Origin of the sequence: uncultured Roseobacter sp. (genome assembly GCF_947496515.1) — a bacterium.
Lineage (GTDB): Bacteria > Pseudomonadota > Alphaproteobacteria > Rhodobacterales > Rhodobacteraceae > Roseobacter.
The window spans coordinates 245,176-262,101 of sequence record NZ_CANMDB010000006.1 but is presented as its reverse complement, the minus strand read 5'-3'; the positions used below and the strand labels follow the sequence as shown (position 1 = coordinate 262,101).

Genomic DNA, 16,926 nt, shown 5'->3' with positions numbered 1-16,926 from the left:
TCTGGCTCTGGCTCTGGCTCTGGCTCTGGCTCTGGCTCTGGCTCTGGCTCTGGCTCTGGCTCTGGCTCTGGCTCTGGCTCTGGAATGTCTTCCTGCGGCGCTATGTCAAGCGGTTCGGATGATGTTGCAGGCTCAACGGGCAGAGGTGCCGGTTCGGGATCCACCGTTTCGGGCAAGATCTCGGGTGCCGCGGCGGGTGCGGCCATGGCCTCATCGACGGGGAGATCGGCGGGCGGCGCCACCTCTGCAACCGCTTCCTCGGTGCCGCCGTCCTCGACGATGGCCTCCAGCCCTTCGTCGATCCTGGAAGAAGACTTGAAAAGCCGGTCCTTGAGTTTTTTGAAAAACGCCATTTCCCGGCCCTTTCGTCAAAGCTGTCGCGTGGCGGAGACTGTGAGTGGCACGCCGGATGGCGTCTTGCGACGGCCTGCCGCAACCCGCGTTTCTCACATCGACTGTTTTCCCCGAAATGTGAAGACCGCGAGGCGCAAAAACCGCGTGCATCAACAACGCCGTAATGTGCAGAGCGACCTGCCAGCAAGTGCCGCTCAGAGGAAGCACCGCATATCAGACGGACCGTTTGGCTGCCAGCGGTCACCACAGCGGATCAGGCACAGTGGCAGCTCCGGGGTCAGACGACCCGCGGGAGGGTCGGAATGGCGGTCAGATCTCGTCGGCGAAGTGTTTCATCACATGGCGGATGGAGTTGGGCGCCGCCTGACCCAGCCCGCAGATAGACGCGTCGACCATCGCGGTGGAAAGCTCTTGCAAGAGCTTTGTGTCCCAGCGGTCCTGTTGCATCAGCTTCACGGCTTTTTCACAGCCGACCCGGCAGGGCGTGCACTGACCGCAGCTTTCATCCTCGAAGAACCGCAGCATGTTGAGCGCCGCACCCCGCGCGCTGTCCTGATCCGACAGCACCACCACGGCCGCCGAACCGATGAAACTGTCGTAAGGCTGCAGCGTGTCGAAATCGAGAGGCACGTCTGAGATTGCCGCGGGCAGGATCCCCGCCGAAGGCCCGCCGGGTTGGTAGGCCTTGAAGATGTGCCCGGGCAACATGCCGCCCGCCGCCTCAATGATATCCGTGATAGTCGAGCCCGCGGGCAAAAGATAGACGCCGGGGGCCGATACGCGGCCCGAGACGGAATAGCTGCGCAGTCCCTTGCGGCCGTTCTTTTCCACCGACGACAGGATCTCCGGCCCTTCCCGGCAGATCCGCGCCACCCAATGCAACGTCTCCACGTTGTGCACCAGCGTCGGCCGGCCAAAGAGCCCCACCTGCGCCACATAGGGCGGACGGTGCCGCGGCATACCGCGCTTGCCCTCGATGCTTTCGATCATGGCGCTTTCTTCACCGCAAATGTAGGCCCCCGCGCCGCGGCGCAGATCGACGTAGCCCGGCTCCACAATTCCGGCGGCCTCGAGGGCTGCGATCTCGCGCCTCAGGATCTCCAGAACCGCCGGATACTCGTCGCGCATGTAGATGTAGACGCGCTCCGCCTCGACCGCCCAGGCGGCGATCAGCATGCCTTCGAGAAAGAGATGCGGCATACGCTCCAGATAGTAGCGGTCCTTGAAGGTACCGGGCTCGCCCTCATCCCCGTTGACCGCCAGATAGCACGGCCCCGCATTGGCCCGCACAAATCCCCATTTCTTGCCGGAGGGGAAACCGGCCCCACCGAGGCCCCGCAGACCGGAGGCAAGGACCTTGTCCTGGACCGCTTCCCAATCACCACCCTCACGCAGGGTGCTCAGTGTCTCATAGCCACCGGACGCCGCATAGGCCGCATATGTCTCGTAGTCAGGAACAACCGCGTGAGTGTCACCCGCCGCGATGGCCGCCGCGACCTTGGCGGACGTAGCGTGGTCGATGTGGGCGTGCCCGAGTTCCAGCACCGGCGCTGTGTCGCAACGCCCCATGCAAGGCGCGCGCAACACGCGCACCTCGCTCGGGTCCAGCCCGTCTTCCAGCGCGGATTTCAGCGCCTGCGCCCCCGCAAGCTCGCACGACAGGCTGTCACAGACGCGGATTGTCAGCGCGGGCGGCGGCGTCTCGCCTTCCTTGACCACATCGAAATGCGCATAGAAGGTCGCGACCTCGTAGATCTCTGCCATCGACAGGCGCATTTCTTCGGCCAGAGCGCGCAGATGCGCCGCAGACAGATGGCCAAAGCGGTCCTGAATGAGATGCAGGAATTCGATCAGCAGATCCCGGTCGCGCGGCGTCTCGCCCAGCAATGCCCGCACCTCTTCCCAGGCTGCATCATTCAGCTGGCGGCCTTTGGTGTGACGGCGCCCCTTGCCCTTGCCCGATTTCCACACCCCTTTTTGCGGTGCTTGCCCTGTGCGGTCCAGTGCCATCTGTGGTCGTCTCCCTGCTGCCGCGCGCGCTGCGGCCCGATTAGCTCGCGCGACCATATCAGCCCGCTCCCGCCCAGCATATGGCCAATCGGGCGCACCCGAAGGACCAGAACCGACGCTCTGTATCCCATCAGAAACTTCTGACCTTAACTGCGACGGTGACGATTGCTTGGCCAGCGGCCCCGCTCAGGGTAAACAAATCCCTATGATCGGTATCCGACCCTCCACGCTGGCCTTTGCCAGCGCCAGCCTGGCGCCGGCCCTGTTGCTGGCTGTCGGAGCCTTTGCGGGCGGGGTGTGGGCCTATGCGGGGCCGGCCGCGATGACGGCGCTGGTGATGCTGATGGACGGCTCTCGGATCGCCTGTGATCCGGATCCAACCGCGCGCCACTGGTTGCCTCGGCTGCTCGGCTGGGGGCACTTCGTGCTGCTGGGCACCGGGGTCTGGGCCATCGGTGCGGGAGATCACCTTGATCCGGGGCAGAAACTCGCGCTCGGCATCGGGTTGGGGCTTTATGTCGGTCAGGTCTCGAATGCCTGCGCGCATGAGCTTATTCACCGCCCCGACAGACCCTCGCGCAGGCTGGGCGCCGCCATCTATTGCTCGCTGATGAACGGTCAGCATGTCTCCGCCCACCTGCTGGTCCACCATGTGCACGCGGGCACCGCACGCGATCCGAATTCCGCGCCACTGGGCCGCGGGTTCTGGCGGTTCTTTGCGACCGTGTTGCGCGATGAGTTCGTGGCCGGGTGGCGGGTGGAGCGGGCGCGGCGCGCGGATCAGCCCCTCTGGCAGCACCCCTATGTGGCGTATCTTGCCGGATCGGCGCTCACGCTGATCTGTGCTGGCGTTCTGGGGGGGATCATCGGGATTGTCACGCTGCTGCTTTTGGCGCTGCACGCCCATCTGCAACTGATGCTGTCGGACTATGTGCAGCACTACGGGTTGCGCCGCCGCGTTGATGCCGCGGGCAAGCCAGAGCCCATCGGTCCGCAGCACAGCTGGAACGCACCGCAAAGGTTCTCCGCCGCCGTGATGCTGAACGCGCCGCTGCATTCGGATCATCATATGAACCCAGGCCGGTCCTTTGACACGCTGCGGCATGATCCCGGCTTGATGCCCACCTTGCCCGGATCGGTGCCGCTGATGGCTGCGCTGGCGCTGGCCCCGCCGCTGTGGCGGCATGTCATGGACCCCCGGGTGCGCAAAATTCAGGCACAAACCCCCGCGGCCGACGGCAAACAGCCGCCCGCCCCGGTGCCTCCATCTGGCCGCACGGCCGTCCTTCTGTCAGAGTAACGAGATGTTCAAGCGTATGAAAATAACCCCTATCCTCCTTCCCGCCCTTTGCCTTCTGGCCACGCCAATCCTGGCCAAAGACACCATGACCGCGCAGGAATTCGACGACTATACCCGAGGCAAGACCCTGTTTTATGGCGACAATGGCGTCACCTACGGTGCCGAGGAGTATCTCGACAACCGACGGGTCGTCTGGTCGTTTCTGGATGGCGAGTGCAAATCCGGTGAATGGTACGAGGAAGCGGGCCAGATCTGCTTTGTCTACGAGGACGGCACCGGCCCGCAATGCTGGACCTTTCACAAGGAGGGGGGCGGACTGGTGGCCCGGTTCCAGAACAGGCCGGGGACGACCGAGCTCTACGAGGCCGATGCCGTCAATGAAGAAATGCTGTGCCTGGGGCCCAAGATCGGGGTGTGAGCCTCTCGGGGATCGGGCCGCCAGCGCGAGGTTTCTGCGTCGCCATGGGAGGACCTGTGGCGAAGCCACTCAATCCTAGAAGAGGGACCCTTGATCCTCCGGTGGTGTTTTGGCCCGGCGCGGTGCGGCGGGCCGCGCGGCACCTTGCGCGCCAAGTTCCACGCGACCGTCGGCAAATTGTATTTCCAGCGCAGACGCCTTTTTGGCGGCCTTGCTATCGGTGATGACCCGCCCTTCGCTGCGCACCACCGCAAAGCCCCGCTCCAGCGTGGCCTCGTAACCAAGGGTGCGGCGCAGGCGTTCGGCGGCGTCAATGCGTGCGCGCCAGCTAGAGATGCTGCGCGCACCCGCTGCCGAGAGCTGTGCCAGCACGCGGCTCAGATGATCGGACTTTTGGCTGAGATCCCGGCTGAGCGTGGCCGGGCGGAACCGGCGGGACTGCGCGGTCATCGCATCGCGCCTCAAGGCCACCGACCGCGCCAGCGCCGGGGCCAGCCGGTCCGACAGCGCGGTAAGCCGCCGCCGCTCTGCCGCAAGGCCGCGCCCCAGCGTGGCAGGCCGCAGGCTGCCGCTGATATCCGCGAGCCGCAGTTTGCGCCGCTGCACACCTGCCATCAGCGCGGGCCCCAGCCTGCCCGCCTGCAAATCAAGCCGCTGGCGCGGACTTTCCAGCAGGCTTTCGGCGCGCGGTAGTGCCCGGGCCATGTCCCGCAACCGCTGGCCGCGGGTGCTGAGGCCTTGGCTGAGCGCCTGGCGCATCCGCGCATCCTGACCGTCAAGCCAGGCGATAAGCTCGTGGCGCACCGGTACCGCCAATTCTGCGGCTGCCGTGGGCGTGGGCGCGCGCTTGTCCGACACGTAGTCAATCAGGGTCGTATCGGTCTCGTGCCCCACGGCGGAGATCAGCGGGATCTCCGAAGCCGCGGCGGCCCGGGCCACGATTTCCTCGTTAAAGCCCCACAGATCCTCGACCGAGCCGCCGCCCCGTGCGACGATCAGCAGGTCGGGCCGCGGCAGCGCGCCCCCGGGGCTGAGCGCGTTGAACCCAGTGATGGCGCGCGCCACCTCCGGCGCGCATTTCGCCCCCTGCACCGCGACGGGCCAGATCAGCACCTTGCGCGGAAACCGGTCACGCAGCCGGTGCAGGATATCGCGGATCACGGCGCCGGAGGGCGAGGTCACCACCCCGATCACCTCCGGCAGATAGGGCACGGGACGTTTGCGTGTAGGATCGAAGAGCCCTTCGGCCTCCAGCGCTTTTTTGCGCTTTTCAAGAAGCGCCATCAATGCGCCGATTCCCGCGGGTTTGATGTCCTCGATCACGATCTGGTACTTGGATTGCCCGGCAAAGGTGGTGACGCGGCCCGTGGCCACGACCTCCATCCCCTCTTCGGGCTGGGTCTGCAGCCGAGCCGCGACCCCCTTCCAGACCACACCGGAGATCACCGCCCGGTCGTCCTTGAGATCCAGATACACATGGCCCGACCGGGGCCGCGACACCCGCCCCACCTCACCGCGGATACGTACATGGGCGAACTCCCCTTCCACCACGCGCTTGATCGCGCCGGAAAGCTCGGTGACGGTGAATTCGGGGCTGTTGAGCCCTTCGTCGGGCGTGTCGATCAGATCCATGCCGCACCGTAACGCAACTCCCGGGGTGGTGAAAGATCACCTGACCGCAGGATCGCGCCACCACCCTTTGACCGATGGCAAAGGGCATCGCATCGCGGATCGCTTGCGCCCGCGCGCTGCTGACCCTATCACCTGCGCCAACCATCACGAGGGGTCGGGGCATGAACATTCTGATTTTGGGCGGCGGCGGGCGCGAGCACAGTCTGGCCTGGGCAGTGTTGCAGAACCCCAAGTGCGACCGGCTGATCGTGGCGCCCGGCAATGCAGGCATCGCGGAGATCGCCGACTGCGCGACGCTCAACATCGAAGACGGCGGTGCGGTGGCCACATTTGCCGAAGAAAACGCGATTGATCTGGTCATCATCGGACCCGAGGCCCCACTGGCAGCCGGTGTCTCCGACAGGCTGCGCGCGACGGGGATTGCCGTCTTTGGGCCAAGCTGGGCGGCCGCCCAGCTCGAAGCGTCAAAGGCTTTCACCAAGCGCATCTGTGACGCAGCACAGGTGCCAACCGCCCGCTACGGGCATTTCACCGACGCTGCTGCGGCCCGCGCCTATGTCGAGGCACAGGGCGCACCGATCGTGATCAAGGCCGACGGACTTGCGGCGGGCAAGGGCGTGATCATCGCTCAGACCAAGGCGGAGGCCCTGTCCGCGGTGGACGATATGTTCGGCGGCAGCTTTGGTACAGCGGGCGCCGAAGTGGTGATCGAGGAATTCATGACCGGCGAGGAGGCGTCGTTCTTTGTGCTGTGTGACGGGGAGACGGCAGTGCCTCTTGGGACGGCACAGGACCACAAGCGCGTGGGTGAAGGTGACACCGGCCCCAACACCGGCGGCATGGGCGCCTACTCTCCCGCGCCGGTGATGACCGATGCGGTGATTACGGCGACGCTTGACCGCATCGTGAAGCCGACACTGGCGGAGATGGTCCGGCAGGGCACACCCTATCAGGGCGTGCTCTTCGTCGGGCTGATGATCGAAGACGGCAACCCGCGGCTGGTGGAGTACAACGTCCGCTTTGGCGATCCGGAATGTCAGGCCCTGATGCTGCGGCTGGGCGCACAGGTGCTCGACCTCATCCAGGCCTGTGCGGAGGGGCGTCTGGCGGAGGCGCAGGTGAACTGGGCCGAGGACCACGCGATGACAGTCGTTCTGGCCGCACGAGGCTACCCGGGCAGCTACGAGAAAGGATCGGTGATCGGCGGGCTCGACGCCCTGCCCGCCGACAGCCGCAACATGGTGTTTCATGCAGGCACCGCGCGGTCAGGCGGCGATGTGGTCGCCAGCGGCGGGCGCGTTCTCGCGGTGACCGCGCGGGCCGAGAGCCTGCAAGCCGCCCGGGATGCGGCCTACGAGATGGTGAACCGGATCGACTGGGCGGAAGGTTTTTATCGCCGCGATATCGGCTGGCGCGCGCTGACGGCAGGCTGAGGCGGCGGGTCCTTCGACCGCGAGACGGGATCGGTAGGACCGGAAACGCCGCCCAGCCTGACGCGCGATCCTACGGTCAAAAAAGCCCACGAAAAGGGGTTAACACCCTGCCCGCACGACGCTAACGTCGCGAGATGAGTACCCAAGGCGACCTGCTGCATACCGTCACAGCGGACACGATCTCGACCAGACGGCGGCGTATGGGGCGGGCGATGGTCTGGGGCACGGTCGCGCTGACCGCTACGCTGGCCACCTTACAATTTGCCCACGACGCCGGCACGCTCGGCTGGGGCTTTGACAACTGGCGGCCCGTCCTCTACGCCTACCTGCTCTGGGCCACGGCGCTCTGTGCGGCACAGGTGATCGTGCACGGCGAGCGGGGCAAGCGCGCGCTCTTTGTCCTGCCCGCAGCGCTCTTCGTGATCAGCCTCGTGGTCTTTCCGCTGCTCTTTGCGCTCTACATCTCGTTCACCGACTGGAACCTTGCCTCGCTGAGCGGACCGCAGCCCAATGGTTGGGATAACATGCGCCAGATGTGGGGCGATGCCTTCTACTGGAACGCCTTGAAAAACATGGTCTATTACGTCGCTGCCGTCAGCGTCGAATACGTCATCGCCTTCGGTCTCGCGCTGCTGCTCAACGCACAGATCCGGGCGCGCAAGTTCTTTCGCATCGTCTTTCTACTGCCTTTGATGCTGAGCCCGGTGGCCGTGTCGTGGATGGTGGGCAAGTCAATGCTGGAGGTGCGTTTTGGCCCGATCTCACGTGTCGTGCGGGAGATGGGGTTCGAACCCAGCTTTTTCGGCAGCCCGGAAATGGCACGCTTCATGATCATGGCGATGGATGCCTGGACCTTCATCCCCTTCATGATGATCATGCTACTGGCCGGCCTGCAGGCGCTGCCCCGCGAGGTCATCGAGGCCAGCAAAGTCGATGGTGCCAGCGGCTGGCAAAGCTTCAAGGAGGTGATCTTTCCGCTGATGCTGCCTGTCTCCGTCACCGCCATCGTGATCCGCATCATCTTCAAGCTGAAGCTGGCGGATATCATCATCAACGTGACCTCCGGCGGGCCGGGGGGTGCCACTGATTCCGTCACAAGCTTTATCTTCCGGGAATACCGGGACAGGTCCAACGTGGGCTACGGCACACTGCTGGCGATGATCTACCTGATCCTGATCATCCTCTTTATCACCGCGCTGCTTAAAGTCGTCAGCCGCTGGATGGAGCGCCCTGCATGACAGCGGTTTTCAAGGATCACGCGAGCGACCGGCAGGTGAAGGTCAAATGGTGGAGCAGCCGCGTCGCCATATATGCGGCACTCATCCTCTGGGCCGTGATCTGCCTCTTTCCGATCTACTGGACGCTGACCACCTCGTTCAAGCTGGCACCTGATGTCATGCGCGGCAATATGATCCCCTTCGTGGATTTCACGCCAAAGTGGAAAGGCTGGGAGTCCTTGGGCTTCTCGCCCCGGCTGATCGGAGAAGTCTCCACCGTCCGCGAGGAATTCCTCAAGCGTTTCTGGAATTCCGCCATCGTCGCGGTCTCTGCCTCGACCCTCGCGGTGGTCCTTGGTTCGCTCGCGGCCTACGGGTTGTCGCGCTTCGGCTACCGCTTCGGTTTCATGCGCAATTCCGACATTTCGTTTTTCTTTCTCAGCCAGATGATCCTGCCGCCAGTGGTGCTGGCGCTGCCCTTTCTGGTGCTCTACCGCTCGCTCGACCTGCTGGACAGCCGCGTGGGGCTGATCCTGCTCTATACGCTCATGGTCCTGCCCATCGTCATCTGGATCATGCGCGACCAGTTTCAGGGCATTCCGGTGGAGTTGGAAGAGGCCGCGTTGGTTGATGGCCTCGGGATCTGGGGTGCGTTCTGCCAGATCGTCCTGCCCATCGCCCTGCCCGGCATGGTCGCAGCCTTCATTCTCAGCCTCGTGCTCTGCTGGAACGAGTATTTCTTTGCCGCGCTGCTGACCTCCACTGATGCCAAGACCCTGCCGGTGATGGTCGCCAGCCAGACGGGCAGCCAGGGCATCAACTGGTGGTCCATGGCGGCGCTGTCGTCAGCGGCGATCCTGCCGCTGGTGATCGTGGCGATTTTTCTGGAGAAATATATCATCAAGGGCATGGCTGCGGGGGCGGTGAAATAGCGCCCCTCCCATGCTATGCTGCACCCAGCACAGGAGGGTGAATCATGTCCTACGTAGACGGTTTTGTGGCCGCTGTTCCGAACGACAAAAAGCAGGCGTTCATCGAACACGCGCGGATCGCGGGCGAAATATTCAAGCGCCACGGCGCATTGAAGACAGTGGAGAACTGGGGCGACGAAGTCCCGCCCGGAGAGGTCACGTCCTTTCCCATGGCCGTCCAGTGCGGCGAGGATGAGACGGTCGCCTTTTCCTGGGTGATCTGGCCCTCCAAAGAGGCGCGTGAAACGGGCTGGGCCAAGATCATGGAAGATCCGGAGATGGCGCCTGACGTCAACCCGATGCCGTTCGACGGCAAGCGCATGATCTTTGGCGGTTTCGAGACCATTCTGGAAACCTGACGCCCCAAGCTATCGCGCGATTGCCGTTCCATCCGCCAAGCGAAGCTTCTAGACTGCGGCCAAGTCAGGGAGGACGGCCGCATGGCATTGAAAACACGACATTGGGATCGGCTGGGCAACGGCGGGTTGAGCTTTACCGAGCTGGGCTTTGGCACGGCCCCTTTGGGCAATCTATATCGCGCGATCAGTGATGCGGACGCGCGCGCCACGCTCGATGCGGCATGGGACGGCGGTGTGCGCTACTTTGATACCGCACCTCTTTACGGGCTAGGGCTGTCGGAGACGCGGCTCAACGCCTTCCTGCGCGACAAGCCGCGGGATGACTATGTGCTGTCGTCAAAGGTGGGCCGCCTCATCCAGCCCTGCGCGCCGGAGCACCGCTCGGGCGTTGGCAAATGGTTCGACGTGCCCCAGCGGCGCGAGCACTATGACTACACCTATGACGGGGTCATGCGGTCGGTCGAGCACTCCTTTGCGCGGCTCGGGGTCGACCGGATCGACATCCTCTACGTGCATGATCTCTGCATCTTCAGCCACGGCTCCAAGGACGTCTCGGACATGCGGATCGAGGAGTTTTTTGCGGGACGCGGCTATGACGCGATGGTCAGCTTGCGCGATCAGGGCGCAATCCGCGCCATCGGTGGCGGCGTGAACGAATGGGAGGTGTGTCAGACGCTGGCAGAGCGTGGCGATTTCGACCTCTTCCTGCTGGCGGGACGCTACACGCTGCTGGAGCAGGAGGCGCTGAACAGCTTTTTGCCGCTCTGCGAGGCGCGGGGCATCGGGATCGTGACGGGAGGTCCCTATAACTCGGGCATTCTGGCCACCGGCGCCAAGCCCGGCGCCTACTACAATTATGAGCCAGCCCAGCAGGACATCCTCGACCGCGTGAGCGCCATCGAGGCTGTCTGCGCCGATCACGGTGTGCGCATGGTGGACGCCGCGTTCCAGTTCCCGTTGTTGCATCCTGCCCATGTGGCGGTCATCCCCGGCGGTCAAGGTGCGTCGGAGATGGCGGGCAATCTGCAAGCCGCGCAGGCGGAGATCCCTGCCGCTCTCTGGGAGGATCTGAAGGCAACGGGCCTGATGCGGCAGGACGCCCCTACGTGAGCCTGCGGATCGACGCGCACCAGCACTACTGGCGCCCTTCGCGCGGGGATTATGACTGGATGCCGCAGGACAACGCGATCCTGAACCGCCCTTATGTGCCGGGCGATCTGGCGCCGCTGCTGGAGGACTGCGGGATCAGCGGCACCGTTGTGGTGCAGGCCGCCGCCAGCGTGGCAGAGACGGAATACCTCTTGGGCGTCGCGGATGGGGCAGACAGCATCCTTGGCATGGTTGGCTGGATCGATTTCGAGGATGCCGGTCAGTTGCCGGTGCTGGAAAGGCTCGCCGCGCACCCGAAGTTTGTCGGTGTTCGCCCGATGATACAGGACATCCCCGATGTGGACTGGATGCTGCGGGACGACGTGCAATGGGCTTACCAAGCGCTCATCGATCTGAACCTGACCTTCGACGCGCTTGGGTTTCCCCGGCATCTGCCGAATTTCCACCGCCTGCTGACGCGCTATCCAACACTGCGCACGGTGATCGACCACGGCATGAAACCGCAGATCGCCCGAGCGATGGCCGGTGAAGAGGTCTTTGCCGATTGGGCCGAGGGTATGGGAAAGATCGCGGAAGACACGGGCGCTCTCTGCAAGCTGTCGGGATTGGTGACGGAGGCCGCTGACGGCTGGCAGGTCGACGATCTGCGCCCCTTCTCAGACCACATTCTGGAGGTATTAGGCCCCGCTCGGGTCATGTGGGGATCTGACTGGCCGGTTTGCCGGTTGCAGTCGGAATACGCGGGCTGGCACAACACCGCACAAAGCCTCACCGCAGATCTGAGCGAGGCCGCGCGCGCCGATGTCTTTGGCGGGACCGCAACGCGATTCTACGGTCTGGGCTAGAAGGTCAGTGCCTCATGGGCATGAGGAGCCGATGCTTTGAATAGCGCGGCAAACCACGGGTCCTCTGCACTCTTGCGGTCAGGCGCGGGCCAAACCTCTGCGCGAAGACCGGCAGAAAGGCTCCCGATTTCCGGGGATACACACCCCGAAGCCGGCAAAAAAAAGGCGCGGCCGGAGCCGCGCCTTGGGTTCTTTTTAGCCAATAGGGCTTACTTCCAGCCGACTTCGTTGAAGATCTTCTGAGCCACCGGTACGTTCTTGGCCACTGCAGACAGATCCACATCGTCGCCCTCATACTCGCCCAGTTTCTCGACGCTCTCACTGACCGGCACACCGGGTACAGCGGGGTATTCGTCGTTCCCAGCAGAGAAATACTGCTGTGCCTGATCGGAGGCGAGGTATTCCATGAAGGCAATCGCGTTCTCCAGGTTAGGCGCATTCGCCGCCACACCGCCGCCCGAGAGGTTCATATGCGCACCCTCGGCGTCCTGCGCAGGGAAGACCCAGCCGATTTTATCAAGATCAGACGACAGCCCGTCCACATCTTTGCGGATCGCGCGGGCGAAATAATAGGTGTTCGAGATCGAGATGTCGCATTGACCCGACACCAGACCGCGCAGCTGATCGGTATCCCCACCTTCGGGCTCGCGTGCGAAGTTATCCACAACACCCTGCGCCCACGCCTTGGCGGCCTCTTCTCCGTGGTTTTCGATCACCGCAGCCAGCAGCGTCTGGCTATACACGTTGGAGGACGAGCGGTGGCAGACCATGCCCTTGTAGGCCGGATCGGCCAGCGCCACGTAGTTCGCGGGCGGCTCGGTCACATCGGCCTTGTCGTAAAAGATGATCCGCGCCCGCTGTGAAAACCCGAACCACTGGTTGTCGCTGTCCTGCAGGTTGGCGGGGATGCGCTCTTCCAGCACGGCGCTGTCGATGGATTGCAACACGCCTGCATCCTTGGCCCGCTCCAGCCGCGACGTGTCCACGGTCAGCAGGATGTCCGCGGGCGAGTTGGCGCCTTCGGCTTCCATGCGGGCGATCAACTCGTCCGCGTTGCCCTCGATCCGGTTGATGGTGATGCCAGTGGCCTCGGTGAAGTCGGAATAGAGCCGCTCATCCGTGTCGTAGTGGCGTGAGGAATAGAGGTTCAACTCGCCTTCGGCGTAAGCGCTTGTCGCGGTGATCGCGGCGACGGCGAGCGTGACGAATGAAGTCCTGGCAGTCATGGGTGTCTCCCTATGATGAAATCCTTATGGTTTTACTCAATTACCAATTTCGCCCGGGAAGGCAATATAGTTGATGAAATTAATCGGAAATTATCGGGTGCCGGGCTGGCAACCTGACATCTGCGTCGTGCGACGGATATTTTTTTCTACCGAGGCGTGAGGAACTTCACAGACCCGGGCCGCGCAACACGTTTACCGTCGTCCTGCAACTCCCGAAGATTCGTTGCTTTTTCGGGACGTACGGTAGTACAAAACGTCATTAATGAGCGAGGGGTAGTTTCTAGGCGGACGTGTCCGTATGCGGTCCTGCGGCCCGTGGCGCGGCATTTTTGTTCCGGCTATGAGGATAGATCACATGACCAAAGAGACTGCCGACCTGCTGACCTGGCGCCCCATGGAACTCGCTGATATCTCGCGGATCGCCGACTGGTTCTGGCATATGGAAGACGCCGCGCTCTTCGACCGCAGCCTGCCCGTTCCGGTCAGCGCAGATGCCCTGCGCGAGACATGGCGGGATGCGCTGGCGCAAAAGGGCAATCCGCGTGCCTTCTGGTTTATCGCGGATCAGCCGGATGGCGCGCCTGGGGGCATCGGCGGGCTTGACGCGGTCAACTATATTCAGGGCGATGCGGTCCTGCCGTTTTTTGTGGCCGCTCCATTTCGCAAACGCGGGCTGGCCAAGGCCATGACCGTGGCCCTCCTCGATCTGGCGTTTCTGCGGTTGCGGCTGCACCGGGTCACGACCTTTTACCGACAGGACAACACGCCAAGCGCGCGGGTGCTGGAGTCATTCGGTTTTTCGGAGGAAGGCCGGATCCGCGAAGGCTGGTTTGTGAACGGTCAACGCCGAGATACGGTCATCGCGGGTATTTTAAGTACGGAATGGATTGCAACTCGCGAGCAGGTCATTGAAACTGCGCGCGCGCGCTCCGCGATTTCCTTTTCGCCGAACCCTTGGGACGACAACATTGGCTGACACGGCACATCATTCCGGTGGGCAACCGGCATTGAAGCGTCGCCTGATGGCGGTGGTCTTTGCCGATGTGGCCAACTTCAGCACAATGATGAGCCGTGACGAGGTGGGCACGACCCTGTCCGTGGCGGGCCGGATGGAGACATTTCGCGCCGTGATCACCTCTTTCGGCGGCGAATTCCGCAGCTCTGCCGGTGATAGCGCCTTTATGGTGTTTGAAAGCGCCGTCGATGCGGTCAACTTCGCCATCGAGATGCAGAACAGGCTGGAGCAGGAGAACAACGGCCTGCTTCCCGGTGAACAGATATGGTTCCGCTTTGGGATCAATCTGGGCGAGGTGCTGTTCAGTGGTACCGAGATCACCGGCGAAAGCATCAACATCGCCGCCCGGATCGAGAGTTTTGCCGCCCCCGGCCAGGTCTGCATTTCGGGGGCGACCTATGATCATGTGTGCAACAAGCTGAACTACGGCTACGAATACCTGGGCGGTCAGGATTTCAAGAATATCGGCCGCACCATTGACGTCTTTCAGGTGCATCAGAACCCCACGACAGCGGCGATGACACCGGGGCTGCGGCGCAATCTGGAAAACTCGGCCGAATTCAAGGAACGCCCCGTTGCCAGCCAGTCCATTGTGGTATTGCCCTTTGGATTTCAGGGCAGCGACATTGCCGATGGCTGGTTTGCGGACGGGCTGACGGAAGACGTCACCACCAACCTGTCGCGCTTTCATGAGTTTTTTGTGATCGCGCGGGGCTCCGCCAATCTCTACGCCGATCGCAGCAAATCGCCCGCGCAGGCCGCCCGTGAGCTTGGGGTGCGCTATGCGGTAGATGGCACGGTGCGCAAATCGGGCAACCGGATGCGGATCACCCTGCAACTGCTCGACGCGCTGCAGGACCGCACCATCTGGGGCGAGCAATACAATCGCAACATCGAGGATATCTTTGATCTGCAGGACGAGATCACCCAGATCATCGTCTCGGCCACCGCGGCGCGGATCGAGGCGACGGAACGGGACCGGATGCGGCTGCTGCCACCGGCAAACCTGATGGCCTACGGTTACGTGTTACAGGGAAACCGGCATGTCCTGAAATACACCCAGCCCGAGGTCCGGCAGGGGCGGCACCTCTACGAGAATGCGATCGGCAGCGATGCGCGCTACGCCCGCGCCTACGCAGCAAAGTCGCGGACCTTCAACCTCGACTGGCGGTATGACTGGACCGATGAGCCCGACATGGCGCTGGATGACGCGTTGAATTTCGCGCGGGAAGCGATTGATCTGGATGACGCGGATGCGCGCGGGTACGGCGAGCTGGGCTTTGCGCATCTGTATCGCAAGGAACATGACCCCGCCATCAATGCCTATGAGCGCGCATTGAAGCTGAACCCGAACGATGCTGATCTGATGTCTGATATGGCGGATGCACTGGCGCATATGGGGCGCTCTGAAGAAGCGATCGACCTGTTGCTGAACGCGATGCGCCTGAACCCGTTCTATCCAGATCAATACGTCTGGCATCTCGGTGGAGCCTATTTCAATCTCAAGCAATACGATCAGGCGATTGCGACCATCCAGAAGATGCAAAACCCCACGGAAGGCCGACGGATCCTGGCGGCGAGCTATGCACATCTGGGCCGTCTTGAGGATGCGCGGCGCCAGGCGGATATGGTGCGCGAGGCACATCCCAACTTCTCCATCGAACGCTGGGCCGCGGTGCAGCCTGACAAGTTCGAGGAAGACGTGCAGCATTTTTTCGACGGGATGAAACGCGCGGGGCTTTAGCGCCCGGATCCAGTGATCTGGCAGCGTGACGGTGTCCGGTGTCCTTCAGATACGGCGGGGCGGAAGGCAGCAACCAACAAAGTGCCCGGGATTTGACGTGATCTGAGCGACGTGCGCGGATCGACCAAGCCAAAGCTCTTGCTACCGGAAAACGCAGATCAGCGATAAACGATAAGACTGGTGTCGTTATCCCAGGCTGGATGCTCAACGATCACCGGCACTCAGTGGTCGGTGCTGCGTCCCCGCTGTGTCCGATCTCCCGGCAGCGAGGCGCGCCCCAAGGCGGATACCCAAGAGGTCCCAATGCGATCCGACACCGCGTCGGCAAAGTACAAAGAATACAGATCTGTAAGGAAAACCGTATCGTTGAGACCCAAGCGCGCCGATGACGAACAGACAGACAAAACCTGACGGCTTGATCCGATGCGACGACGCCCGACGCGGGGCAGGAAAGGCCTTCGAAGGCCTTTCGCCGACTGCACCCGTATTTCAGTGCGGCCATGGACTTACGCACTGTTGCGTTGCTCTCAGCAGGTCGTGCAAACAGCTGCGTGCGTGTATGGCCAATCCGCGACCATACCGCTGCAGGACTTCGGCGTCTGAGATCAGCACGCCGTGACGGCCAAACCACCGGTTTGGCCCAACGCCCTTCGAAAGGGCGTTGTGAAGAGCGCGTTCACGGCAAGCAAGACTCTTGACCGCATCGGCTGCTGCCTTTTTCGGCAAACCGCGGCGCTAGTCGCTCGCATCACCGCGCGCGCCGCTGATCCGTGCACCCGACACCCGTGCACCCGAGATCCGGGCACCCGAGACCCGCGCGCCGGACACACGCGCGCCCGAGACCCGCGCGCCAGACACACCGACGACACCGTCCATACCAACGCTGAGCAGCACGTCCTCGAACTTGCCCTGTTCCACATCGAGACGCACGGTTTCGTCGTCGCGTTTCACGATCCAGGCCTTAAGCTCAGCGTAGAATTTCTTGTCCCGCGGGTTTGGCCCCGGTACTGGGACCGTATCGCATTTGACCCCCGCCCCTTTCACCATCATCAAAACAGGTGCCGGTATCTCAAAATAGATACCGTCATAGGTAAAGCCGTAGATGCGGGCGAACTGACCATCGGGCTTCTTGGCGGCAGTATCGGATCCGCTACCAACTGACAGGTCATCTACATGACGTCCGAAAAGCACGATGGATGTCGACGAAAAAAGCGTTTCTTTCATAATAACCATTCCTTTAAAGGGGCAAACAAGCCCGGGCACCGCATATTCGTTAACCAATACATCAAGAC

Annotated in this window: 14 protein-coding genes and 1 pseudogene; 10 read left to right on the top strand and 5 right to left on the bottom strand. The window is 62.9% G+C overall.

The window, feature by feature from the left end; all coding sequences use genetic code 11:
- Together Q1A53_RS13255 and Q1A53_RS13250 are read right to left on the bottom strand one after the other, a co-directional pair.
- Nucleotides 1–353 (bottom strand): annotated as a pseudogene (locus Q1A53_RS13255) (signal recognition particle-docking protein FtsY); the annotation flags it as partial.
- 310 nt (nucleotides 354–663) lie between these two features.
- The gene (locus tag Q1A53_RS13250) at nucleotides 664–2,364 is read right to left on the bottom strand and encodes an NAD(P)H-dependent oxidoreductase subunit E (RefSeq protein ID WP_299967451.1); all 1,701 of its coding nucleotides are present in this window, start codon (nucleotides 2,362–2,364) and stop codon (nucleotides 664–666) included.
- Nucleotides 2,365–2,569: 205 nt separating this feature from the next.
- Between Q1A53_RS13250 and Q1A53_RS13245 the strand changes: the two genes are divergently transcribed.
- Entirely contained in the window at nucleotides 2,570–3,664 is a 1,095-nt protein-coding gene (locus Q1A53_RS13245) for an alkane 1-monooxygenase (RefSeq protein WP_299967448.1), read from the top strand.
- 16 nt (nucleotides 3,665–3,680) lie between these two features.
- The gene (locus Q1A53_RS13240) at nucleotides 3,681–4,082 is read left to right on the top strand and encodes a hypothetical protein (RefSeq protein WP_299967446.1); all 402 of its coding nucleotides are present in this window, start codon (nucleotides 3,681–3,683) and stop codon (nucleotides 4,080–4,082) included.
- Between the two features lie 75 nt (nucleotides 4,083–4,157).
- On the opposite strand, the gene xseA is transcribed toward Q1A53_RS13240, so the two are convergent.
- Nucleotides 4,158–5,714: an exodeoxyribonuclease VII large subunit gene (gene xseA, locus Q1A53_RS13235; protein ID WP_299967444.1), complete on the bottom strand. Its 1,557-nt coding sequence runs from the start codon at nucleotides 5,712–5,714 to the stop codon at nucleotides 4,158–4,160.
- A 161-nt stretch (nucleotides 5,715–5,875) separates the two neighbouring features.
- Between xseA and purD the strand changes: the two genes are divergently transcribed.
- The 6 genes from purD (at nucleotide 5,876) to Q1A53_RS13205 (ending at nucleotide 11,649) form a co-directional block, all read left to right on the top strand.
- Nucleotides 5,876–7,147, top strand: coding sequence for a phosphoribosylamine--glycine ligase (gene purD / locus Q1A53_RS13230; protein WP_299967441.1), 1,272 nt, complete (start codon nucleotides 5,876–5,878; stop codon nucleotides 7,145–7,147).
- Between the two features lie 134 nt (nucleotides 7,148–7,281).
- Nucleotides 7,282–8,385, top strand: a complete 1,104-nt coding sequence (locus tag Q1A53_RS13225; protein WP_299967438.1) for a sugar ABC transporter permease — start codon at nucleotides 7,282–7,284, stop codon at nucleotides 8,383–8,385.
- Complete coding sequence (locus Q1A53_RS13220) at nucleotides 8,382–9,296, top strand: carbohydrate ABC transporter permease (protein WP_299967435.1); 915 nt, start codon at nucleotides 8,382–8,384, stop codon at nucleotides 9,294–9,296. The genes Q1A53_RS13225 and Q1A53_RS13220 overlap by 4 nt, the downstream gene beginning before the upstream one ends.
- A gap of 44 nt (nucleotides 9,297–9,340) precedes the next feature.
- Complete coding sequence (locus tag Q1A53_RS13215) at nucleotides 9,341–9,694, top strand: DUF1428 domain-containing protein (RefSeq protein WP_299967432.1); 354 nt, start codon at nucleotides 9,341–9,343, stop codon at nucleotides 9,692–9,694.
- A gap of 81 nt (nucleotides 9,695–9,775) precedes the next feature.
- Entirely contained in the window at nucleotides 9,776–10,804 is a 1,029-nt protein-coding gene (locus tag Q1A53_RS13210) for an aldo/keto reductase (RefSeq protein ID WP_299967429.1), read from the top strand.
- The gene (locus Q1A53_RS13205) at nucleotides 10,801–11,649 is read left to right on the top strand and encodes an amidohydrolase family protein (protein ID WP_366872702.1); all 849 of its coding nucleotides are present in this window, start codon (nucleotides 10,801–10,803) and stop codon (nucleotides 11,647–11,649) included. Before Q1A53_RS13210 ends, Q1A53_RS13205 begins: the two co-directional genes overlap by 4 nt.
- 209 nt (nucleotides 11,650–11,858) lie before the next feature.
- Here the strand turns inward: Q1A53_RS13205 and Q1A53_RS13200 are convergent, their stop codons facing one another.
- Entirely contained in the window at nucleotides 11,859–12,875 is a 1,017-nt protein-coding gene (locus Q1A53_RS13200) for an extracellular solute-binding protein (RefSeq protein WP_299967426.1), read from the bottom strand.
- Between the two features lie 355 nt (nucleotides 12,876–13,230).
- Between Q1A53_RS13200 and Q1A53_RS13195 the strand changes: the two genes are divergently transcribed.
- Nucleotides 13,231–13,851, top strand: coding sequence for a GNAT family protein (locus Q1A53_RS13195; RefSeq protein WP_299967423.1), 621 nt, complete (start codon nucleotides 13,231–13,233; stop codon nucleotides 13,849–13,851).
- A complete protein-coding gene (locus tag Q1A53_RS13190) occupies nucleotides 13,844–15,634 on the top strand; it encodes a tetratricopeptide repeat protein (protein WP_299967420.1) in 1,791 nt (596 codons plus the stop codon). The genes Q1A53_RS13195 and Q1A53_RS13190 overlap by 8 nt, the downstream gene beginning before the upstream one ends.
- A 735-nt stretch (nucleotides 15,635–16,369) precedes the next feature.
- On the opposite strand, the gene Q1A53_RS13185 is transcribed toward Q1A53_RS13190, so the two are convergent.
- Nucleotides 16,370–16,858, bottom strand: coding sequence for a pentapeptide repeat-containing protein (locus tag Q1A53_RS13185; protein WP_299967417.1), 489 nt, complete (start codon nucleotides 16,856–16,858; stop codon nucleotides 16,370–16,372).
- Between the last annotated feature and the right edge of the window lie 68 nt (nucleotides 16,859–16,926).